Annotated in this window: 20 protein-coding genes and 1 other RNA gene; 10 read left to right on the top strand and 11 right to left on the bottom strand. The window is 33.2% G+C overall.

Translation table 11 applies throughout. The features are described from left to right. Nucleotides 1-4 precede the first annotated feature (4 nt). Nucleotides 5-646, top strand: coding sequence for a protein-L-isoaspartate(D-aspartate) O-methyltransferase (locus VKY41_RS10230; protein WP_500814355.1), 642 nt, complete (start codon nt 5-7; stop codon nt 644-646). Here VKY41_RS10230 and VKY41_RS10235 read toward each other — a convergent pair. Both VKY41_RS10235 and smpB read right to left on the bottom strand, forming a co-directional pair. Beyond that, entirely contained in the window at nt 643-1,176 is a 534-nt protein-coding gene (locus VKY41_RS10235; protein ID WP_500814356.1) for a hypothetical protein, read from the bottom strand. The genes VKY41_RS10230 and VKY41_RS10235 overlap by 4 nt on opposite strands. A 115-nt stretch (nt 1,177-1,291) precedes the next feature. Beyond that, the gene (gene smpB, locus VKY41_RS10240) at nt 1,292-1,747 is read right to left on the bottom strand and encodes an SsrA-binding protein SmpB (RefSeq protein ID WP_500814357.1); all 456 of its coding nucleotides are present in this window, start codon (nt 1,745-1,747) and stop codon (nt 1,292-1,294) included. A gap of 90 nt (nt 1,748-1,837) precedes the next feature. On the opposite strand from smpB, the gene VKY41_RS10245 reads away from it, so the two are divergent. After that, entirely contained in the window at nt 1,838-2,584 is a 747-nt protein-coding gene (locus VKY41_RS10245) for a DUF6503 family protein (RefSeq protein ID WP_500814358.1), read from the top strand. A gap of 44 nt (nt 2,585-2,628) precedes the next feature. Here VKY41_RS10245 and deoD read toward each other — a convergent pair whose 3' ends face one another. The 3 genes from deoD to clpB all read right to left on the bottom strand — a co-directional run bounded on the left by deoD (nt 2,629) and on the right by clpB (nt 7,041). Beyond that, nucleotides 2,629-3,327 carry a purine-nucleoside phosphorylase gene (deoD, locus tag VKY41_RS10250; protein WP_500814359.1) on the bottom strand — a complete coding sequence of 233 codons (699 nt, stop codon included), beginning with the start codon at nt 3,325-3,327 and terminating at the stop codon, nt 2,629-2,631. A 19-nt stretch (nt 3,328-3,346) separates the two neighbouring features. Continuing rightward, on the bottom strand, nt 3,347-4,018 hold the full coding sequence (deoC, locus tag VKY41_RS10255; RefSeq protein ID WP_500814360.1) for a deoxyribose-phosphate aldolase: 672 nt from the start codon (nt 4,016-4,018) through the stop codon (nt 3,347-3,349). 413 nt (nt 4,019-4,431) lie between these two features. Then, nucleotides 4,432-7,041 (bottom strand): ATP-dependent chaperone ClpB, encoded by a 2,610-nt coding sequence (gene clpB, locus VKY41_RS10260; protein WP_500814361.1) that lies wholly within the window; start codon nt 7,039-7,041, stop codon nt 4,432-4,434. A 286-nt stretch (nt 7,042-7,327) separates the two neighbouring features. Between clpB and ytxJ the strand changes: the two genes are divergently transcribed. Then, a complete protein-coding gene (gene ytxJ / locus VKY41_RS10265) occupies nt 7,328-7,720 on the top strand; it encodes a bacillithiol system redox-active protein YtxJ (RefSeq protein ID WP_500814362.1) in 393 nt (130 codons plus the stop codon). Between the two features lies 1 nt (nt 7,721). Here ytxJ and VKY41_RS10270 read toward each other — a convergent pair whose 3' ends face one another. Then, complete coding sequence (locus VKY41_RS10270; protein ID WP_500814363.1) at nt 7,722-10,178, bottom strand: hypothetical protein; 2,457 nt, start codon at nt 10,176-10,178, stop codon at nt 7,722-7,724. Nucleotides 10,179-10,376: 198 nt separating this feature from the next. Here VKY41_RS10270 and pheT point away from each other — a divergent pair, with 198 nt between their 5' ends. Both pheT and VKY41_RS10280 read left to right on the top strand, forming a co-directional pair. Further along, the gene (pheT, locus tag VKY41_RS10275) at nt 10,377-12,806 is read left to right on the top strand and encodes a phenylalanine--tRNA ligase subunit beta (protein ID WP_500814364.1); all 2,430 of its coding nucleotides are present in this window, start codon (nt 10,377-10,379) and stop codon (nt 12,804-12,806) included. Between the two features lie 2 nt (nt 12,807-12,808). Then, complete coding sequence (locus tag VKY41_RS10280) at nt 12,809-13,648, top strand: phosphatase PAP2 family protein (RefSeq protein WP_500814365.1); 840 nt, start codon at nt 12,809-12,811, stop codon at nt 13,646-13,648. Nucleotides 13,649-13,703: 55 nt separating this feature from the next. On the opposite strand, the gene VKY41_RS10285 is transcribed toward VKY41_RS10280, so the two are convergent. After that, nucleotides 13,704-13,895 (bottom strand): cold-shock protein, encoded by a 192-nt coding sequence (locus VKY41_RS10285; protein WP_324311552.1) that lies wholly within the window; start codon nt 13,893-13,895, stop codon nt 13,704-13,706. Nucleotides 13,896-14,057: 162 nt separating this feature from the next. Between VKY41_RS10285 and VKY41_RS10290 the strand changes: the two genes are divergently transcribed. Continuing rightward, nucleotides 14,058-14,291 (top strand): putative signal transducing protein, encoded by a 234-nt coding sequence (locus VKY41_RS10290; protein ID WP_500814366.1) that lies wholly within the window; start codon nt 14,058-14,060, stop codon nt 14,289-14,291. A 66-nt stretch (nt 14,292-14,357) separates the two neighbouring features. On the opposite strand, the gene VKY41_RS10295 is transcribed toward VKY41_RS10290, so the two are convergent. Next, on the bottom strand, nt 14,358-15,983 hold the full coding sequence (locus VKY41_RS10295) for an ABC-F family ATP-binding cassette domain-containing protein (RefSeq protein ID WP_500814367.1): 1,626 nt from the start codon (nt 15,981-15,983) through the stop codon (nt 14,358-14,360). Between the two features lie 163 nt (nt 15,984-16,146). On the opposite strand from VKY41_RS10295, the gene VKY41_RS10300 reads away from it, so the two are divergent. After that, on the top strand, nt 16,147-17,574 hold the full coding sequence (locus VKY41_RS10300; RefSeq protein WP_500814368.1) for a TlpA family protein disulfide reductase: 1,428 nt from the start codon (nt 16,147-16,149) through the stop codon (nt 17,572-17,574). A 52-nt stretch (nt 17,575-17,626) separates the two neighbouring features. Here the strand turns inward: VKY41_RS10300 and fsa are convergent, their stop codons facing one another. From fsa to ffs, 3 genes are all read right to left on the bottom strand, one after another. Beyond that, entirely contained in the window at nt 17,627-18,280 is a 654-nt protein-coding gene (gene fsa, locus VKY41_RS10305; RefSeq protein WP_500814369.1) for a fructose-6-phosphate aldolase, read from the bottom strand. A 174-nt stretch (nt 18,281-18,454) separates the two neighbouring features. After that, nucleotides 18,455-19,258 carry an SDR family oxidoreductase gene (locus VKY41_RS10310; protein WP_500814370.1) on the bottom strand — a complete coding sequence of 268 codons (804 nt, stop codon included), beginning with the start codon at nt 19,256-19,258 and terminating at the stop codon, nt 18,455-18,457. Nucleotides 19,259-19,403: 145 nt separating this feature from the next. Further along, an RNA gene (gene ffs, locus VKY41_RS10315) (signal recognition particle sRNA small type) lies at nt 19,404-19,502 on the bottom strand. 89 nt (nt 19,503-19,591) lie between these two features. Between ffs and VKY41_RS10320 the strand changes: the two genes are divergently transcribed. From VKY41_RS10320 to VKY41_RS10330, 3 genes are all read left to right on the top strand, one after another. Next, a complete protein-coding gene (locus tag VKY41_RS10320; RefSeq protein ID WP_500814371.1) occupies nt 19,592-20,626 on the top strand; it encodes a glutaminyl-peptide cyclotransferase in 1,035 nt (344 codons plus the stop codon). 2 nt (nt 20,627-20,628) lie between these two features. Next, complete coding sequence (locus VKY41_RS10325) at nt 20,629-21,018, top strand: acyl-CoA thioesterase (protein ID WP_500814372.1); 390 nt, start codon at nt 20,629-20,631, stop codon at nt 21,016-21,018. A gap of 86 nt (nt 21,019-21,104) precedes the next feature. Beyond that, a complete protein-coding gene (locus VKY41_RS10330) occupies nt 21,105-22,658 on the top strand; it encodes a hypothetical protein (protein WP_500814373.1) in 1,554 nt (517 codons plus the stop codon). Nucleotides 22,659-22,718 lie beyond the last annotated feature (60 nt).

Below are 22,718 nucleotides of genomic sequence, written 5' to 3' on the forward strand. Positions count from 1 at the left end.
AACAGTGAAAGATACGTTTAAACATAAGGGATTAAGACAGCAATTAGTTGAAGTGATTAACAGTAAGGGAATTACTGATAAAAAGGTGTTGGAGGCCATTGGAAGGATTCCAAGACATTTATTTATGGATTCTGGATTTTTAGATCATGCGTATCAAGATAAGGCGTTCCCTATTGCAGCAGACCAAACTATTTCGCAACCTTATACGGTAGCTTTTCAAACCGAATTGTTGAAAATTAAACCAGGAGATAAAATCTTGGAAATTGGAACTGGAAGTGGTTATCAAACGGCTGTTTTATGCGAACTGGGAGCTGTTGTTTACAGTATTGAAAGACAACGGGAACTGTATAAGAAAACAAGTAAATTTCTGCCTAATTTAGGTTATAGAGCAAAAAAACTTATTTTCGGTGATGGTTATATCGGATTGGAAGAAGAGGCGCCTTTTAACGGGATTATTGTAACAGCCGGTGCTCCTTTTGTGCCAAAACCTTTGTTGAGCCAATTAGCCATTGATGGACGCCTAGTAATTCCCGTTGGCGACGATGTACAAGTTATGACACTCTTTGTTAGAAAAGGACCTAAAGAATTTGAAAAACACGAGTTTGGAGAATTTAGATTTGTGCCTCTTTTAGAGGATAAAAATTAATACCTGGATCTAGGAAGGTATTCAATTGGAATTTTGTTTTCTTCGGTTTCTTGGGTCCAGAAAATATTTACAATCCACCATCTAAATCCATCATAAAACAATTGAATGCTTTTTATACCTCTCATAAAAGGTTCTAAATCTGTTTCATTTTGATAAGATTCATAGGTGCTGAAAACCTGGGCTATGTTACCATAGGTGTCCACTGTTCTGTGGATTTCTTTCTCAAAAAAACCGTTGTCTAACAACCAAGCTTCTGAAACAGAAATGTAATCGGAAGGCGACATGTATCGAGTAATAAAATAACCTTCCTCATTTTTTTTGGTAGGAATAAGTTTCGCGTTTTGCATGAACAAGTATTTAAAAAGCTCCCAATCCCTTATGTCTCCTTTTTCACCAGAAACTACATTGTAAAGTGTTTGTATGGTAGTCTCTAAAGTTTTTACCTTATGCCCATATTTTATGGCGCTCTCTTGTGCGTTTATACATAGGTTAAAGGCGAACAAACAAAGTAATAAATGCCACTTTTTCATTTGTTTTAATATTTTGATGGGGTTAAAAAGAAGTGTAAATACGTGTTTTAAAAATCAAGAAATTAGACGATAAATATAAAGAAGCTCATAACTCAAGCTTAATTGTAGATTGTAATTAATAGCTTTTTTTAATTCGGTCCAACCTCACCTTGTTTTCTCTATCTTTAATGGTTTCTCTCTTGTCGTAAAGTTTTTTTCCTTTTGCTAAGGCAATACTTAGTTTAGCCAAGCCTCTTTCGTTAATAAATAGACGTAGAGGAATAATAGTAAGACCTGTGCTTTTAACTTCTTTTTCTAGTTTTTTAAGTTCTCTTTTATTTAATAAAAGCTTTCTAGTGGCTTTCGGCTTGTGGTTGTAATACGTTCCGTAGATATATTCTTCAATAGTCATATTAACCACAAACAATTCACCATGCTCGTTAAATTCACAGAAACTTTCGGCAATGGAAGCCTTGCTTTCTCTAATGGATTTTATTTCGGTTCCCGATAAAACAATGCCAGCTGTATAGGTGTCCAATAAGTCGTATTGGAATCTGGCTTTTCGGTTCTTTATGTTTACGTTTTTTTGCATACGTGTCAAAGGTAAATAATTTAAAAGAACTTTTAGAAAACTCCTGAATATTATCAGTAATTTTACAAAAATACTTGTAATTTCCATTTTATGAAACAATTGATTTTTATACCAGTACTATGTAGTTTGTTTTTTGGGGGTTGTAAAAAAACAGAACCTACAGTTTTAAATGCTCAAGAAATCGTTGATAAGGCAATTGAAGTTGCTGGAGGTAACAAGTTTGACGCCTCTACTATTGAATTTGATTTTAGAGATAAACATTATAAAGCCATTAGAAATCATGGAGAATTTAGTTTAGAACGTCATTTTAATGATTCAATTTTCACTTTAAGAGATGTGTTAGATAATGAAGGATTTTATCGTTTTGTTGATAATGAACCATTAGAACTTATGGACTCAATTGCAGCTAAATATTCAGCCTCTGTAAATTCTGTACATTATTTTTCAGTTCTTCCTTACGGATTGAACGATGCTGCTGTAATTAAAACCTTATTGGGTGAAGAAATGCTGAAGAATAAAAATTACTATAAGATAGAGGTTAGTTTTAAGCAAGAAGGAGGCGGTGAAGATTTTGACGATGTTTTTTTATATTGGATAGATAAAGAAACTTTTAAAACCGATTATTTGGCCTACTCATTTCATGAGGCTAATGGTTTGGGATATAGGTTTAGAGAAGCTTATAATGAACGCTATATTAACGGAATTAGATTTGTAGATTATAATAATTTTAAGCCAAAAGACAAAGAGCCAACTCTGAAGGAATTAGGCTCTTTATTTGAAAATAATAATTTGGAACTGCTTTCTAAAATTGAACTAAATAACGTAACAGTTAATTGATAGCTAGTAGTTGATTTAATTTTTGTTTAGATCAGCTAGTAATTTTAGGCTAGCTCTAAAGCAATATCTATCATTTCTTTAAAAGTGGTTTCGCGCTCTTCACTTGTGGTTCGTTCTCCTGTAACCAACGAGTCTGAAATAGTTAAAATAGAAAGTGCCTTAACATTGTGTTTTGCAGCAACGGTGTACAAGCCAGCTGTTTCCATTTCTACACAAAGCACTCCAAATTTCGACCATTTTTTGTACGATTCAAAATCGTCTGCATAAAACTCATCCGAAGTAAATACATTTCCAGCTTTTAAAGGGATATTTTTCTCTTTTGCCGCCTCAACAGCTTTTTGGAATAAGCCGAAATCTGCTGTGGGTGCATAATCGGCTCCTCCAAAACGTATTTCGTTTAATCCAGAATTCGAAGATGCAGCCATAGCTAATACAATATCTCTAATTTTTACGTGTTTTTGGTAAGATCCACTACTTCCAACTCGAATTAAATTTTTTACACCATATTCTGTAATTAACTCGTGTGCGTAAATTGTAATACTAGGTATGCCCATGCCTGTTCCCATAACAGAAACGCGTTTACCTTTATAAGTGCCCGTATAACCAAACATGTTTCGTACTCTATTAAAACAAACCGGGTTTTCTAAAAAGGTCTCGGCTATCCATTTAGCTCTTAATGGGTCTCCAGGTAATAAGATGGTTTCAGCAATGTCTCCTGGTTTTGCTTCAATATGAACACTCATAGGTACGTATAATTAAAAGTTAATAATCGGTGTCTGTTACCTTAGCCTTTTTTTCGGTAACTATATTAATTCCAGACGAGGTGCCAATTCTATCTGCTCCAGCATCTATATATTTTAAGGCGGTTTCATAATCTCTAATGCCTCCAGAAGCTTTTATTTTAGCTTGATTTCTGACAGTTTTTCTAATCATTTTTACAGCTGTCAAGGTGGCTCCACTTTTTGAGAATCCCGTTGATGTCTTTATAAAGTCAGCCTTGGCATCTAAACAAATTTGACAAGCTTTAATTATTTCATTTTTAGATAATTCACTAATTTCTAAAATAACTTTCAATGGGATGTTCCCAATGGCCAATTTTACATCGCAAATATCCTTATATACAGCAACATAATTTTTGCTTCTAAGCATGCCTATATTGATAACCATGTCAATTTCGTCAGCCCCATCTTCAACTGCTTTGATGGCTTCAAAAACCTTCGCTTCTGTACTCATAGCTCCCAATGGAAAACCAATCACGGAACACACTTTAACATTACTTCGTATTAACAAATGCTTTGCTAAAGTCACATAAAAACTATTAACACAAACTGAATAAAATCTGTATTGTATTGCTTCGTCACATAGAGTTTTTATATCGGTTTTGGTAGCAGACGACTTTAAAAGGGTGTGGTCTATGTAATTACAAAGGGACATATATAATTATTTATAGGTTAAGTGGCATCAAAAATACGATTAACTACTTGTATTTACATCATGCAATTAAAAAAAATATTAAAAGTTTAAGAGTTCCTCACTAGGAGAATTATTTAACTCTATGAAACAGAAAATTGTGGTGTTAAGAGCTTATTTTTAATTTATTATGGAGCTAACTAATAATTAAAAGTGCTCAGGGTAAACTTCGGTAATTTTTCATAGGTAACAAAGTGAAAAGTTTTATAAACCTTGGATCATAGATTTAGAAGGTTGTGATTTTTAACGACAGGTCAAGATAGTACATTTTTATATAATGGAAAGTAAAAAAAAAGCAACGTGCCCCTTTTTAGGTTGACGTTGCTTTTAATTGTTCTACCATAGGGTAGGATAACTAACTACATGAAAAAAATCTTTTAAAATTCTTCCGCAACTAAATTAGTTTGATTTCTAAAGACTAACTTGTCATCGAAAGCATCTAAGAGGATAATACTATCCGTAGTTACTTTTCCTGCTAAAATTTCTTTACTCAATTCATTTAAAACCTCTTTCTGAATAACTCTTTTTACTGGTCTAGCGCCATATTCTGGATGATATCCTTTATCTGCTAAATAGGAGATGGCGTCATCGGTGGCGTCGAAAGTAATGTTTTGTTCCAACAGCATTTTTGTTAATCCTTTTAACTGTAAGCCAACAATATCGGTAATGTTTTCTTTACTTAAAGGTGTAAACATGATGGTGTCGTCTATCCTGTTTAAAAACTCAGGTCTAACACTTTGTTTTAATAAGGTCAATACATCAATTTTAGCAGCTTCCATAGCTGATTCAATGTCTTTGGTAGCCTCAAAACGCTCTTGAATAATATGACTTCCTATATTGGATGTCATAATTATAATTGTGTTTTTAAAATCGGCTACACGACCTTTATTATCTGTTAATCTACCTTCGTCCAATACTTGTAACAAGATGTTAAAGGTGTCTGGATGGGCTTTTTCAATCTCATCTAATAATACCACAGAATAAGGTTTTCTTCTAACCGCTTCGGTAAGTTGACCACCTTCGTCGTAACCAACATATCCTGGAGGTGCACCAATTAATCTACTAACAGCATGACGTTCTTGGTATTCACTCATGTCAATTCTAGTCATAGCATTTTCGTCATCAAACAAGTATTCCGCTAAAGCTTTGGCTAATTCTGTTTTACCAACACCGGTGGTTCCTAAAAATAAAAAGGTACCAATGGGTTTTTGAGCGTTTTGAAGTCCAGCTCTAGAACGTCTTACAGCGTCACTTACGGCAACTATGGCTTCTTCTTGACCAACAACACGTTTGTGAAGTTCGTCTTCTAATTTTAGTAATTTCTCGCGTTCACTTTGGATCATCTTGGTTACAGGAATACCTGTCCATTTTGCTACCACATCGGCAATGTCTTCATAAGTAACTTCTTCTTTAATTAAGGAGGTTTCCGATTGATTTTCTTTGAGTTCCTTTTGAAGTTTTTCTAATGTTTCTTGTGCTTCTTTAATTTTTCCGTAGCGAATTTCTGCAACTTTTCCATAGTCGCCATCACGCTCTGCACGTTCAGCTTCTAATTTGAAATTCTCTATATTTGCTTTAGTAGTTTGAATGTTATCTACAACTTCTTTTTCGCTTTTCCACTTCGCATTAATCTCGTTACGTTCTTCTTTTAAGTTTGCTAAATCCGAACGTAAGGTTTTTAATTTCGATTCATCCTTTTCTCGTTTAATAGCTTCAATTTCAATTTCTAATTGCATGATTTTTCTATCCAAAACATCTAATTCTTCTGGTTTTGAATTGATTTCCATACGCAATTTAGAAGCAGCTTCGTCCATTAAGTCGATGGCCTTATCTGGAAGGAAACGATTGGTTATATAGCGTTGAGATAATTCTACAGCTCCAATAATGGCTTCATCTTTTATACGAACTTTATGGTGGGTTTCGTATTTTTCTTTTATTCCACGTAAAATAGAGATAGCACTTTCTGTATCCGGTTCGTTAACTACTACTTTTTGGAAACGTCGTTCTAGCGCTTTGTCTTTTTCAAAATACTTTTGATACTCGTCTAAAGTTGTAGCACCTATAGCTCTAAGTTCACCTCTTGCTAAAGCTGGTTTTAAAATATTAGCAGCATCCATGGCACCTTGACCGCCACCGGCTCCAACCAAAGTATGGATTTCGTCTATAAACAATACAATATCGCCATCACTTTCAGTAACTTCTTTTATTACAGCCTTTAAACGCTCTTCAAATTCACCTTTGTATTTTGCTCCTGCAATTAAGGCACCCATATCAAGTGCGAAAATTTGCTTGTCTTTTAAATTCTCTGGAATATCGCCGTCTATAATTCTGTGAGCCAAACCTTCTGCGATAGCTGTTTTTCCTGTTCCAGGTTCTCCAATAAGAATTGGGTTGTTTTTAGTACGTCTAGATAGAATTTGTAGGATTCTACGAATTTCTTCATCGCGACCAATAACTGGATCCAACTTACCGTCTTTTGCTAATTGGTTCAGATTTTTAGCGTATTTGTTTAAGGAATTATAGGTTTCTTCTTGACTTTGTGAAGTTACTTTCTCTCCCTTTCGTAATTCATTAATACTAGCAATTAGTGCTTTTTCAGTAGCTCCTTGATCTTTTAGCATTTGCGCAACCTTGCTATTGGACTTGAATATGGCTAAGATTAAATGTTCAATCGACACATAGTCGTCTTTCATATTTTTAGCAGTTATTGCGGCCTCGTTAAGTGCTTTTCCTGCTTCACGAGATAATATAATATCTCCACCAGAAACTTTAGGATAACTTTCTAATTGTTTTTCTACTGCCTGATATAAAACCGGAATATTGATATTCAGTTTTTTTAAGATGAATGGTAGAACGTTTTCATCAACCACAGAAATAGCTTTAAATAAATGCTCGTTTTCTATTTGTTGATGGCCATAACCTTGAGCAAGTTGTTGTGCTTGCTGAATGGCTTCTTGCGATTTTATAGTATAATTATTTAAGTTCATATTTGTTATTTTTATTTGTTAATCCGAATTATTTTGAAATCTGATAATTTCAGCTTCAAATCCTACGGACTTACAAGATTATTTTGTTTTCTTTGATGAGCATATTTCAATTACCTTACCAATTCAATTAGCAAGACAAAATGTCTGTTAAGGCTAGTGTTTTCAAGTCATTTAGTCAGTTTGTAAGATAATTAATATAGTTTCGACTCACTAGTCTAATTTATTAATCTTATTCCCTAGTCTGAGTATTAACAACAGGTTTTTGGGAATTTAAATTGTGTTTATTATGGGAATTTTTAATAAAATATTTGGAAGTTCTTCTGAAGAAAAGGAAGATAAAGTGTTGCCATGGATTGCTTTAACAAGCGTTGCTCAATTAGGTGATATTGAAGAAAAATCTAAAACCAAAACTCAGGCTATTTTTAAACACTCGACACGCTGTGGAATTAGCAAAATGGTTTTAAGACAGTTTACTCAGGCTTATGATTTGTCTGAATCAGATGTTGATCTGTATTTCTTGGATTTATTGAATTATAGAGACGTATCTAACGAAACTGGATATAAATTTCAAGTCATGCACGAGTCTCCTCAATTATTAATTATTAAAAATGGAGTCGTGCTTGCTCATGCCTCACATGGCGCTATTAATAATTTAAATTTAGAAGAGTTAGTTTTATAACTTAGTTAGACTCTGCATCAATGGTAACACTTTTGTAAATTAATTGTCCCTTGGCATTCATACCATTAATAAATAATTTGATGTTTTGATGTTTTTTTGTGCTAATGGTAAGATAATTAGGTGTGTTGGAGTTTAAATAAAAATTAGGAATCCAATCAATAGTGCCATATAGTTCTTCTGAAGATTGATTAGGGTAATAAATGTCAGAATTATTAAAGGGTTCAGTAGGGGAACTAAATCCAAACTCTGTATCACTAACTTGTATATTTGGGTTTTTATTTTCTCCTGTACCTTTCGTTATTTCAGCTGTTTTGGAAATAATATGAATTACACCACCTGCACCTTGGATACCGTAACCTGCTCCAGTAGGATTTACGGCCACCGAAGCTATGTCGTGCATTTGAATGTTTAGTAATTCGGAATGGTCATTTAAGGGAATGTCGTCTAAATAAACAAGATATGGATCTTGTTGCCCGCCACTTTTAAGCGAGCCAGCTCCTGGACCTCTAGATGACATAATTGTGACAGAACGACTATCTTGTATAACTTTTAGTCCTGGAAGTGATCGTAAATAGAAAACTAGGTCTGAACCAGCAAAAGTTCTTTCATCTGGAATATGAATTTTCGAGAATCCTTTAGACCTTATCTTTTCTTCAATTCTCGATTTCATGATTTCTTTATCCGATGCTATTCTCGATTTGATTAAAACCTCGTCCAAGATCTCTTCATTTAGTAATAATGGGAGATAAGCGTCTTCTATGTTGTAAACTGTTTCAAATTTTGCTTTGTCGTAAATAGGAGTGGGTTTAGTAAGTAAGCTATCCGGCCGATAGGTGTTGAAGCTTTTATAAATGTAAAAGTTGGCTTTTTCAATTTCACCTTTATTATTTAAAAGAGCTAACTTGTATTTGGAAGGATGAGCTAACATCAAACTATCAAATTCAAATTGTTTATGGCCCTTTAAAGGTTTTATAAGAAGAATATTGTTTTCTGTTGATGACAACATCACTTGATGATTAGATAAATCTTTGTCTTTAACATTTACAGATCCTTTAATTTTTATACCATGTTCTGCTTTGAAAACTAAATCGTTTTCAGACTTAATTTTTCCTTGTATATTATTTTTTTTCATAGCTGTTTGGAGTAATAAATCCATGCTATGTTTGTTGCCGTTTGTTTTAGTATAATAGTTCGCTAGGTTAAATCCCGAATCGTTTAAGTAGGGGGCTAATTGAAATTCGGTTATAATGTTTTGCTGGTTGTTGTAAGATATAGCAGCAGCAGGTAATACAGATATGCTTAAATTAGCATCAGCCAACTTATTAAGCATGTTAAAATTAAGAGTTATAGAGTCCGTGGAAGTTTCATGTGGAATCACATCTATTTCTATATTTTCAGGAGTGTTCCAAAAAGAATATTCTGAAATAGGGTTGTTGTTTTTATCAAATAGGGTTAAGGTGTTAATTCCAGAAAACAAGTTCTCATTTAAAAAGTTAATTTGATAATTGGTGACCTCTGGTTTAATTTCAATTGAAGCAACTGATTTTGCGAATCCATTTCTATGTAAAACCAAAATTAAAGACTCGTTTTTAAAATGAGAACAGGTTTTATTGTTGGTTTTTAAAAGGAAAGAAGTTGTGTTTTTATTATTAGAGCGTAATTTTTTCTGAATGATAAATCCTAAAGAATTCGAGAATGGAAGCGGGAATGATTTTTCAATGCCATTAATATTCATTACAGCAGTGAATGTGCTATTGTACATTAAGCTAATTTTTCCCATCCCATAAATATCGCTCATAAAAAACGAAACGGTTTCTCCAGTTTTATTGTCTATTATATTCCCTGAAGCTTTTACAGGAACTCCATTATTTTTTATAGTGAAGGCTATGTTGTTTAACTCATCTTGCAAAACAGTTTGACTCTCTGGGTAAAAATCAATGATATAATGGTCTTTCGTATTTTCTGTAGATGGATGATTGTTAGAAGCTATGGAAACACTACTCTCATTGTTTTCTTTATTAGAAGTGCTTATAATTTGAATAGGAATAACAGAGCCATTTTTAAAATTCCTGTTTTTGTTTGTGTCTAAATCTATATAATAGGTTCCTGAAACCAATTCTGCATTGATATCTATTTCACCATAAGTGAAACCAGCTTCAGTGTAAAAAAGTTGACTGCTTATCAATTTTTTTTCAGGGGAATAAAAATTTACAAATAAATTGTTAGTACTTGGATGGGGTTTGTTATTAGAGTCTTCAACTATATAAGCTTTAAACCAGATCTTTTCGCCAGAATAATAAATAGTTTTGTTTGTGTGGAGATAAAACTTTTCTTTTTCAATATTAGATAAATAGACGTTTTTGTCTAAAAATTCTTTTGTTTGTTCTGTGAAAATTTCTTGGCTTGAAACACCTAATGCGAGAAGAAAGAATAAAATGGAAAATAGGATGTTTTTCATGTAAATCAGCTTAAATAAAGATATTTTGTAAATGCAATACGGTAAAATATTTAAAAGTAAGCATCACATTTCAGGGCGTTGATTTTACAAATCTAATTGTTTTTTAGTTTTAAGCTATTTATTAGCTACAATTTTAAGCGCATTGTTTGAATGCTGAACGCAATATTTTATCTTTGCCGTCTTAAATAAAAAGCAAACATGAAGATTTCTTACAATTGGTTAAAACAATTTATTAAAACTACTTGGTCTCCTGAAGAACTTAGTGAACTATTAACAGACTTAGGTTTGGAGGTTGAAGGACTTAGTCCATATCAATCAGTTAAAGGTGGCTTAGAAGGAATAGTAGTTGGAGAGGTTTTAACTTGTGTACAACATCCAAATGCCGATAGATTAAAAGTAACTACTGTAAATGTTGGTTTAGATCAACCCTTGCAAATAGTTTGTGGTGCTCCAAATGTAGAAGCTGGTCAAAAGGTTCCTGTGGCTACTATAGGTACGACCTTGTATACGGAAGAAGGTGAAGCTTGGACCATAAAAAAAGGTAAGATTAGGGGTGAGGAAAGTTATGGTATGATTTGCGCCGAAGATGAACTTGGCCTTGGAAAATCTCACGAGGGAATTATGGTTTTAGATGAATCGCTAGAGGTAGGAACTCTGCTTGCTGATATTTTTGAAGTAGAAAATGACCATGTGTTTGAAATTGGTCTAACACCGAATAGAGCAGACGCTATGAGCCATTTTGGAACAGCAAGAGATATAAGAGCTGGTTTGCTTCAAAAAGATATATGTTTAGAACTAATTACGCCCTCTGTTAGTGCCTTCCATGTGGAAAATAGAACCCATAGAATTGACGTAGAAGTTAAAGACAAAAAGTTAGCACCAAGATATTGTGGATTGACCATTTCAGGATTAAAGGTCGAAGATTCACCTACTTGGTTGCAAAACAGACTAAAAGCTATTGGAATTACACCAAAAAACAATATTGTAGATATTACAAATTATGTGTTGCACGAGCTAGGGCAACCTCTGCATGCTTTTGATGCTTCTAAAATAACTGGGAATAAAATTGAAGTTAAGACCTTAGAAAAAGGAACAAAATTCACTACCTTGGATGGTGTGGAACGTGAACTGCATGAAGAAGATTTAATGATTTGCAATGGCGATATCCCAATGTGTTTTGCCGGAGTTTTTGGAGGAATGGATTCAGGAGTAACTTCTTCAACTACAAGTATCTTTTTAGAAAGTGCTTATTTCAACCCGGTAAGTGTTAGAAAAACAGCTAAAAGACATCACTTAAACACAGATGCATCCTTTAGGTTTGAAAGAGGTATCGATCCAAATATTACTGAATATGCCCTAAAAAGAGCCGCATTGCTAATACAAGAGGTTGCTGGAGGGGTAATAACAAGTGAAATTTCTGATTTTTATCCTAAAAAGATTGAAGACTTCCAAGTACGCTTAAGTTATGAAAATGCTAGAAGGTTAATAGGGCAAGATCTGCCTGAAGACACAATTAAGAATATTTTAATTTCATTAGATATTAAAATTAATAACGTAACAGAAACAGGTTTAGGTTTAACCGTTCCTGCTTACAGAAACGACGTAATTCGCGAAGCTGATATTATAGAGGAAATAATAAGAGTATATGGTTATAATAATATTGTAACTTCATCAAAACTAAATGCGTCCATTACAAATACGTCTAGATTTGAAGACTATAAATTACAAAATATTATAGGAAACCAATTAGTAGCTCAAGGTTTTTATGAAACCCTAACAAACTCTTTAACAAGTCCGGAATACACAAAACTAAGTGAGCAACTAAAGGAAGAGTATGAAGTAAAAATAATAAACCCTTTAAGCCACGATTTAAGTGTTTTAAGACAATCAGTTTTATTTTCTGGATTGGAAAATGTTAGTCATAATATCAACCGAAAAAGAGACCGATTAAAACTATTTGAGTTTGGAAAAACCTACCACAATTACAAGGAGAACAGAGAAGAAAGTAAGCATTTATCTTTATTTGTAACAGGTAGTAAACATGTTGATAGATGGAATACAGAGTCTAAACCAACCGATTTTTTCTATTTAAAAGGCGTGGTACTTAGTTTGTTGCAACGCTTAGGTTTATCAAATGTTACAGAGTCACCCTTTAATAGCGATGTGTTTAGCGAAGGATTAATGTTTTCAATAGGGAAGAAGCAAGTGGTTGAATTTGGATTAGTTAAAAAATCTAATTTAAAATACTTTGGAATTTCTCAAGATGTGTTGTTTGCCGATTTTAATTGGGATACAGTTATTGAATTGGTTAAGAACACAAATAAAGTTAGTTACCGTAGTATTCCTAAGTATCCAGAGATTAAGAGAGATTTTGCTTTATTGTTAGACGATAAAGTGTTGTTTGAAGATATTAATAGAATTGCTATTAACACAGAAAAGAATCTTCTTAAAGATGTAAATTTATTTGATGTATTTCAAGGTGATAGCTTACCTCAAGGAAAAAAGAGCTATGCTGTAAGTTTTACGTTTCAAGATGAACACAAAACCTTGACAGATAAGCAAATAGATAAGGTTATGAACAAATTACAGTCTAGTTTTGAAAAGGAACTAGGTGCTGAATTACGTTAAGTATGAAACGTGTATTATATTTTTTTATAGCCCTTTGCAGTTTGTCTATCTGCGGGCAAAATGAATTAAGTTTTTCTGAAAAGGATAGCACAGCAACTTGGGATTTATTGAAATATGATACAAAAAATATTGTTCAAGGTGTTGGTCATGCTTTTACTCGTCCAGTATATTGGGATAAAAAAGACTTTAAAAATTTAACTACAATAGCAGTAGGTGTTTTTGCCCTTTCATTAGCAGACGAAGAAGTAAATCGTTATGCAGCAAAACAGGTAGAAGGTTTTCCTCAAATAGGAAGAGATATCGGTTTTTGGTTTGGTAAGCCTCAAGCTTTCTTTGTGATTAATACTGGGCTTTACGGGTATGGCTTGTTTACAAAGAACGAAGCCGTAAGAAAAACTAGTGTGTTAATTGTTTCATCTGCTATTACCTCAGGGATTATTCAATCAATTAGCAAAACTGCTATTGGGCGTTCACGTCCTACAGCAAACGAAGGAAGCAATGAATTTCATCCATTTTCTAGTGAATCATTTCACCACTCCTTTCCTTCAGGACACACAGTTTTATCTGTAACCATGGCGCATGCTATAGCTAAGCAATTTGATAATATTTGGTTGAAAATTGGAACCTATACTTTAGGATCTATAACGCCGGTAACAAGAGTATTAGAAGGTGCACATTGGCTTACCGATGTAGCTGTAGGAACTGTTATTAGTATTGTTGTAGTAGATAGCATTGATAAGTTTCTGTCTAACCAGGAGGGGTATGCTTATAAAAGAAACAAACAAATAAACTGGAACTTTGCTGTTTCAGGAAATCAAATAGGTTTTATAGGAACCTTTTAAAAATAAAAAAGCTCTGATGAACAGAGCTTTTATTTTTTTCAATAAATCTAAAATATTATAATACTTTAACATTTACTGCGTTCAATCCTTTTCTACCTTCTTGTAAATCGAATTCTACTGCATCACCTTCACGAATTTCGTCGATTAACCCAGAAATGTGAACAAAATGCTCTTTGTTTGTGTCGTCTTCAACAATAAATCCAAATCCTTTTGAATCATTGAAAAACTTTACTGTTCCTTTACTCATTGTAATAATTTAAATAATTTAATAATATAACAAATATACTCATATAATTTTACAATTTGAGTATTTCCTGTTATTTTTAAATAGAGGCTATTTAGGCTCTCTAAACCTATAATGAGCGGGTTATTTTGTATCTTTAAGAAACACACGTAAACCCGATATATTATGGAATCTAGTTTTATAAAAATTTATACAGGTGGATTTATTATTGTTCAACTTATAGTTGATAAACTAAAAGCAGTAGGGATAAGTCCTATTGTAAAAGATGAAACCGAGTCAGGAAGACTTGCAGGTTTTGGAGCTTCGGTACCTGGCTACCAAGAAATATTTGTTAATGAGGAAGAACTCGACGCTGCAGTGCAAATTGTAGAAAGCGTAACGTCCGAGTTGCAGCCTTAATATTTAAAAAAAAACAGTCGCAATTTTTAGGAATTAACCCGTAAATTGCGACTGTTTACTTAATTTTTAAACGGTTACGCCATACATTTTACTACGTAACTCTTTTATTTTTGGATCTTGCATATACTCGTCAAAGGTAGTATATCTATCTATTACACCATTTGGAGTTAACTCTACAACCCTGTTTGCTACTGTTTGCGCAAATTCATGATCGTGTGTTGAAAATAATACGGTTCCTTTAAAGTTTTTCAACGAGTTGTTAAATGTAGTAATACTCTCTAAGTCTAAGTGGTTTGTTGGCTCATCTAACATTAACACATTAGCTCTTGCCATCATCATTCTACTAAGCATACATCTAACTTTTTCACCTCCAGAAAGGACGTTCGCTTTTTTTAATGCTTCTTCACCACTAAAAATCATTTTCCCTAAAAAACCACGAATATGAACCTCTTCACGCTCTTCTTCGGTTTTTGCCCATTGGCGTAACCAATCGACTAGGGTTAAATCATTTTCAAAAAACTCGCTGTTATCTAAAGGTAAATACGATTGTAAGGTGGTTATTCCCCAATCGAAAACTCCAGAATCAGCCTTCATTTTCCCATTTAAGATTTCGTATAGGGCTGTAGTAGCTCTCGAGTCTTTAGAAAATAAAACAACTTTATCTCCTTTTACTAAATTCAAATCTAATTTAGTAAATAGAATTTCACCGTCAATAGATGCAGATAGGTTTTCTATATTTAAAATTTGATCTCCAGCCTCTCTTTCTCTTTCAAAAATAATGGCAGGATATCTACGACTAGAACGCTTTATATCGGCAATATTTAATTTTTCAATCATTTTCTTTCTACTGGTTGCTTGTTTACTTTTTGCAACGTTCGCAGAAAATCGTCTAATAAATTCTTCTAATTCCTTTTTCTTTTCTTCAGCCTTTTTATTTTGTTGTGCGTGTTGTCTTGCAGCTAATTGAGACGACTCGTACCAGAAAGTATAGTTTCCTGAAAAGTGGGTAATTTTTCCAAAATCAATATCTGAAATGTGGGTACAAACAGCATCTAAAAAGTGTCTGTCGTGAGAAACTACTATAACACAGTTTTCGTAGTTCGCCAAAAAGTTTTCTAACCACGAAATGGTTTCATAATCCAAGTCGTTGGTAGGCTCATCCATAATCAATACATCAGGGTTCCCAAAAAGCGCTTGAGCTAAAAGTACTCGTACTTTTTGTTTCCCATCTACATCTTTCATTAGGGTGTAGTGTAAGTCTTCTGTAATTCCTAAGTTAGATAACATGGCGGCAGCATCGCTATCGGCATTCCAACCATTCATTTCTTCAAACTGCACTTGTAATTCACCAATCTTATCAGCATTTTCGTCTGTATAATCAGCGTATAATGCATCTATTTCCGATTTCAATTTAAATAAGGGCTTGTTTCCCATTAAAACCGTTTCTAAAACAGTATGTTCGTCGTATAAATTATGGTCTTGTTCTAAAACAGACATACGTTTTCCAGCCTCCAAATGGACGTGACCAGATGTAGGTTCCTGTTTTCCTGATAAAATCTTTAAAAAAGTAGATTTTCCAGCACCATTGGCACCAATAATTCCGTAGCAATTTCCTTGATTAAAGGTCGTATTCACATCGTCGAAAAGAACACGTTTTCCAAATTGAACGGATAGATTAGAAACTGATAACATAATAAGCGTATAATTTAATTTTTTGCAAAAATAGTCAAAAGCATCAACAACCTAAAACAAAAGCAATCTTATTAATATTTAACAGTGAATTAACAGCAGATGTAGCTTGCAACTTTTATTTTTGTCTTTGGTCCAAATGAAACTAATTATCTTAAACAGAGTTATGAAGCATCTTTACTTTTTATTATTTCTTATGTTGACTTTTGTGTCTTGTAAAAAAGATGCCAAGCAGAACGAAGGTGATATAGCCTATCTAGGTGGTGAAATAATAAATCCTTCCAATAACTATGTCGTGTTGCTTAAGGGAAACGCTGTTATTGACACAGTGCCACTGGATGTAAAGAACAGATTTCATTATAAAATTGAAGAACTAAACCCAGGCTTATATACGTTTTCGCATGGCGGTGAAATTCAAATGGTATTACTTGAACCTAACGATAGCCTTATGCTCAGGCTAAATACAATGGAGTTCGATGAGTCCTTGGTTTTTACTGGTAATGGAGCAAAGAAGAACAATTACTTAATTAATTTATACTTAGATGGAGAAGTAGAGGATAAAATTGTTTTGGGGTTTAGCCATCTAACTCCGAAAGCCTTTGAACAAAAGTTAGATTCTATTAAGGACTTTAAGTTAAATAAATTGCGTGTGTTTATTTCGAAACAAAGAACCTCGAAGTTGTTTAACCAATTGGCTGAAACTAATATTAATTACGATTACTACTTGAGCAAAGAAATCTATCCGTTTATTAACTATACTAAAAACGAGCGAGATAATTTTGAAGCTTTGCATGAAGATTTTTATAGCTATAGAGATAACATAGATTATAATGATGAGAGCTTAGTGGACTATTTCCCATATTCTTCATTTTTAAAACATCACTTTGAAAACTTAGCACTATCTGAACACTTTAAGCATTCTAATGATAGTGTTTACGATAAAAGGTCTACCGACTATAGTTTAACTAGATTACAGTTAATAGATAGTTTAATGACAAATGAAAACATTAAAAACTCCTTGTTGATTAGTGCGGTAATTGAGTTTGTTAGTAATAATAAGGATGTGGATACTTACAACAAAATATTAGAGTCATTTCTAGCTAAGAGCAGCAATGCGAATCATAAAGAGTATGTAAGTAACCTTGTAAATGCTCTAATAAGTTTAAAACCAGGAAATCCGCTACCAAGTGTTGAGGTAATTGATGTCCTTAACAACGAAATGGACTTAAGCTCGATGGTAAAAAATAATAAACCTACGGTTATTTTCTTTTGGTCTCAGGCTACAGCAATGCACGTAGAAGAATGCCATAAAAAAGTAACCGAGCTAAAGGAAAAGTATCCAGAGGTTAGGTTTATTGGAATAAATGCTAATAATGATAATGTGGATTTGTGGAAAAAAACTTTAGAAAGGTATCGTTTTGAAACATCTAGTGAATACCTTTTTAAAGATCCAAAAGAGGCAAAGCAAACCTTGGCCATTTTCCCAATTAACAAAGTAATTATTTTAAATAAAAAAGGAGTAATAGAAAATTCCCATGCCAACATGTTCTCTATTAATTTTGAAGAAGAACTGTTAGGTATTATAAATCAATAAAAAAAGCCCCAATATAAAATTGGGGCTTTAAGTTTTTTTTAAAGGGTAACAGTTAGTTTCCTTTTTTATAATCTTCTAAAAACTTAGCTAATCCAATATCTGTTAAAGGGTGTTTTAAAAGGCCTTCAATAGCGCTTAATGGACCAGTCATAACATCAGCTCCTAACTTAGCACAATCTATAATGTGCATAGTATGGCGTACGGAAGCCGCTAAAATTTCAGTTTCAAATCCGTAGTTATCATAGATGTGTCTGATTTCGCCAATAAGGTTCAAGCCATCAGTGGAAATATCATCAAGTCTACCAATAAATGGCGAAACATAAGTTGCACCTGCCTTTGCAGCTAATAAAGCTTGACCTGGAGAAAACACTAAAGTAACATTCGTTTTAATTCCTTTATCAGAAAAATATTTACAAGCTTTAATGCCGTCTTTAATCATAGGTAGTTTTACAACAATCTGTTCGTGTAGTTCTGCTAAGGCTTCTCCTTCACGAACCATACCCTCAAAATCTGTTGAAATAACTTCAGCACTTACATCTCCATCAACAATATTACAAATGTCTACATAGTGTTTTAAAATGTTGTCATGTCCAGTAATACCTTCTTTTGCCATTAATGAAGGGTTTGTTGTAACGCCATCAAGTACACCTAAATCTTGGGCTTCTTTAATTTGGTCTAAATTGGCAGTATCAATAAAAAATTTCATAAATAATTGTTTTTAAATTCTTTTTTAAGAGAATTGCGTTGTGTTTATTCCGAAACTTCGGTTATGCAAAATTACAATTTATAATGTTTTAGTCCTCGTATTACTTAGCAAAAATCTGTTGCTAAATCAAGAGCTAGTTTATTCTTTAACTAGGTTAATTGCTCGAATTTTATTTTATAACTTATAATGCTTTAATAAAAGCCTCTCGTAAGTCTTGTCAGGTAGAATTCTTTTTAGAACAATAGAAAACTTTTGCATGAATTCACCTATTTTATAATGAATCTTAGGCTTAGGCGTATTAATTATATTAAAGATTGCCTTAGCCATTAATAATGGGTCTTTTCCTTCATCAACATGCGTATCCATGAGCTTTAGGGTGTTGCCATAGGGCGTTTTATAAGGTGAAGCCTCTAAAATAGGAGCATGGTATCGACCTGATGCAATATTAGTGGCAAAATCTCCTGGGGCTACATTAGTCATCTGTATATTGAAGTCCTTTAACTCCATTCTAAAAGCTTCAGTAACTAATTCAAGGGCGCCTTTACTAGCGCTATAAATTCCTCGATAAGGTAAACCCATATAGCCAGCAATGGAAGTAACATTGATAATTAGTCCGGACCCATGGGAACGCATGCTAGGTAATACTGCCTTAATGACGTTAATAGGACCAAATAAGTTAGTTTCGAAGTTGTTTTTAATTTCAGATTCCGGAATTTCTTCAATAGGCCCGGTAATACCAACTCCTGCATTATTAATCAAAACATCTATATGGCCTTCTTTAGAAAGAACATAAGAGATAGCACCTGAAATAGAGTCTTTTTTAGTAACGTCTAGAGCAACGATAGGAAATTTACTGTCAGAATATTTTTCCGGAGATCTACTCGTTCCGTATACAATAAATCCCTTTTGGATTAGAAATTCGCCAACAGATTTTCCTATTCCTGAAGACCCGCCAGTAATCAAAACAATTTTAGACATATAGATAAAAGTGTATTAAAATTGTAAAATTAAGAATGAATTGCAAATAGTAGCGGTAAAAAGAAAAAGATTTGAAAACCGGAGCTTTCAAATCTTTATTATTTTAATTCCTTTTCTTAAAATAGGCTTACGGAAAGTCACAAAAAAAAGGCAAGTTACCTACATCACACTGCTACGACCATTTACCTTTGCTGCGTTCCCGCCCTGGAGGATTCAACAGGAGCTAGTTGTGTAGGACTTGCCTCGTGCAAAGATACAATCTTTTAATTTTATTGCAAGGATTTTTTAAACTGAAATTTAATAAATAACTTGGCTCAAAATTATAATGTAATCATGAAAACATTCAAATATCTTATAATCATATTTTTAGGAGGTTTTTTGCTCTCATGTGGAACTAATTCTGCACAGAAAAAAAATGATATTTCTATTAAAACGAATGCAGAAGGGCAGGCTATAACCGTAAATGAAACCCTTAAATTGGGGATTTCTAATCCAAAAAACCACGAGGTTGCTTCTGTAGAATTCAAAATTGATGGAAAACCAGTTACCGATCAGGTAGACTTAAATGAATTTAGGTTAGGTGAACATTTGGTTGAGGCCAATCTTAATATTGGTGGGACTGTTGAAACTATCTCACAAAAAATAACGATTCTAAACAATCAAACTCCAAAAGTGTATTCATATAAAATTATAAACGAATACCCACACGATATTACTTCATATACGCAAGGCTTAGAGTTTTTTAATGGCCAATTGTATGAAAGTACGGGGCAATATGGAGAATCTAAACTTAGAAAAGTAGATTATAAAACGGGAGAAGTTTTAAAAAACATCAATTTAATCGATGAGTATTTTGGCGAAGGTTTAACCATTTTAAATGATAAAATTTATCAGCTAACATGGAGAAGCGGAACGGGACTGGTTTACGACCTAAATACCTTTGAAAGAACAGGGAGTTTTAAATATGGCAACAGTAAAGAAGGTTGGGGAATATGTAATGATGGTAAAATGCTCTATAAAACGGATGGAACTGAAAAAATATGGACTCTTGATCCAGAAACCTTAACCGAAGTAAGTTTTATTCAGGCGTATCACAATAAAGGAAAAGTAGTTGAGTTAAACGAGCTAGAATGGGTTAATGGTAAAATTTATGCCAACCGTTACAACAAAAATGGCGTAGCTATAATAAATCCTAAAAATGGAGCGGTTGAAGGGGTAATCGATTTTACACCTTTAAGAAAAAAAGTTACTCAACATCCTAAACTTGATGTGTTAAATGGAATTGCTTATAATCCAGATACTAAAACCTTCTTTATAACAGGTAAACGTTGGGACAAACTGTTTGAAGTAGAAATAATAGAAAATTAATTTTGAAAACTTACGAGAGCTTTTTAACGGTTAAACATGATGATTTAGACGACCTAAACCATGTAAATAATGTGCGTTATGTGCAATGGGTTCAGGATGTTGCTAAAGAACATTGGGTTACTTTTGCTCCCGAAGAAATAAGAGACGCCTATTTTTGGGTAATGCTAACTCATTTTATAGAGTATAAGCGTCCAGCCGTATTTGGGGATGCTATTAAACTGAAAACCTATATTACAAAATCTGAAGGTGTAACATGTAAACGAGTGGTTGAAATTATTAATAATACGACCAATAAACTTCTAGCTAAATCTGAAACAACTTGGTGTTTTATAAGTTCAAAGACTTTAAAACCAGCAAGAATTACGGATGAGGTTTTTAAAATATTTTGCTAAAATCACGTTTTCATACAAAATCATCAATTCAAAAGTTATATTTTTACCAAGTACGTGATGCACTATTAATAAATGATCATTAAAAAATGAAGCAAACCTTTTATCTTATTCTTTGTTTAAGCATTTTAGTTTTTAGCAGTTCTTGTAGAAAGGATTTGGATTTCGGACCAAGTTCAGGAAACTTGGAGTTTTCAAAGGATACAGTGTATTTAGATACAGTATTTACTAATATAGGATCAAGTACCTACAACCTTAAGGTATATAATAGAAGCAGTAACGATATTAGTATTCCTTCACTTAAATTGGCTCTAGGAGAAAATTCAAACTATCGGTTAAATGTAGATGGCATGCCTGGAAAAGTGTTCGAAAATGTCGAAATTCTGGCAAAAGATAGCATGTACGTTTTTATAGAATCTACGATTGACATTAATAATTTACCAAATACTAATGGTGAATTTTTATATACCGATAAAATAGAATTCGATTCAGGCTCGAACCTGCAATCTGTGGAATTAGTAACCCTGGTAAAAGATGCTATTTTTATTTATCCGGATAAAGATAATACGACTGGAGTTGTTGAAACCTTGACCATAAATATAGGAGGAGAGCTAATTGAAACAGATATTCAAGGACGTTATTTGTTACCAACCGAATTGAACTTTACAAATCAAAAACCTTATGTAATTTACGGTTATGCGGCCGTTCCAAATAATGAAACCTTGACTATTGATGCTGGAGCACGAGTACATTTTCATGCCAATTCAGGAATTTTAGTGGCTGAAGGTGCTAGTCTACAGGTAAATGGCGCCTTAAGTTCCGATCAGGACTTGTTGGAAAATGAAGTGATTTTTGAAGGTGACAGACTAGAACCTGGGTTTTCTGATATTCCAGGACAATGGGGAACCATTTGGTTGCTTGATGGTAGTATAAATAACAACATCAATTATGCAACTATTAAAAATGGAGCTGTTGGTATTTTATGTGAAGGAAATCCAAATGAAGTAAACAACAAATTGACCATCACTAATTCAAAAATTTATAATTCTAGTAACTTCGGAATATTAGGAAGAAGAACTTCAATTTTAGCTGAAAACTTAGTAATTAATAACTCCGGACAAAGTAGTTTCGCTGCTACTTTTGGAGGGAAATACAATGTAACTCATAGTACGCTTGCCAACTATTGGAGAAATAGCTTTAGACAGTTTCCAACCTTATTGGTTAATAATTTTCTGTTAGACGCAGATAACGTAGCCTATTTAGCCGATTTAACTGAAGCAAATTTTAGTAATTGCATTATATATGGAAACGATAGTATAGAGTTTATTTTGGATGAAATAGCTGATCCTGGCGTGGTTTTCAATTTTAAGTTTACAAACAACTTGATGAGGTTTCAGGATAATAACAATAATTTTACTGGCCCTAACTACAATTTCAACGATTCGGCATTGTATGAAGGGAATATTTTAAATCAAAATCCTGATTTTAAAGACAGCGATAAGAACCAAATGATAATAGGTGAGGAGTCTAACGCAAATGGTTTAGGAAATCCAGTTTATGCCAATCAAGTACCAAACGATATTTTAAATGTAAGTAGAACCAATTCTCCGGATGCTGGAGCTTATCAGCATATTACATTTTAATAACACTCTAAAAATTAAACATAAAAAAAACCTGCTTTATTAGCAGGTTTTTTATTTTAT

The sequence above is a fragment of the Xanthomarina sp. genome, from assembly GCF_035306605.1.
GTDB lineage: Bacteria > Bacteroidota > Bacteroidia > Flavobacteriales > Flavobacteriaceae > Xanthomarina.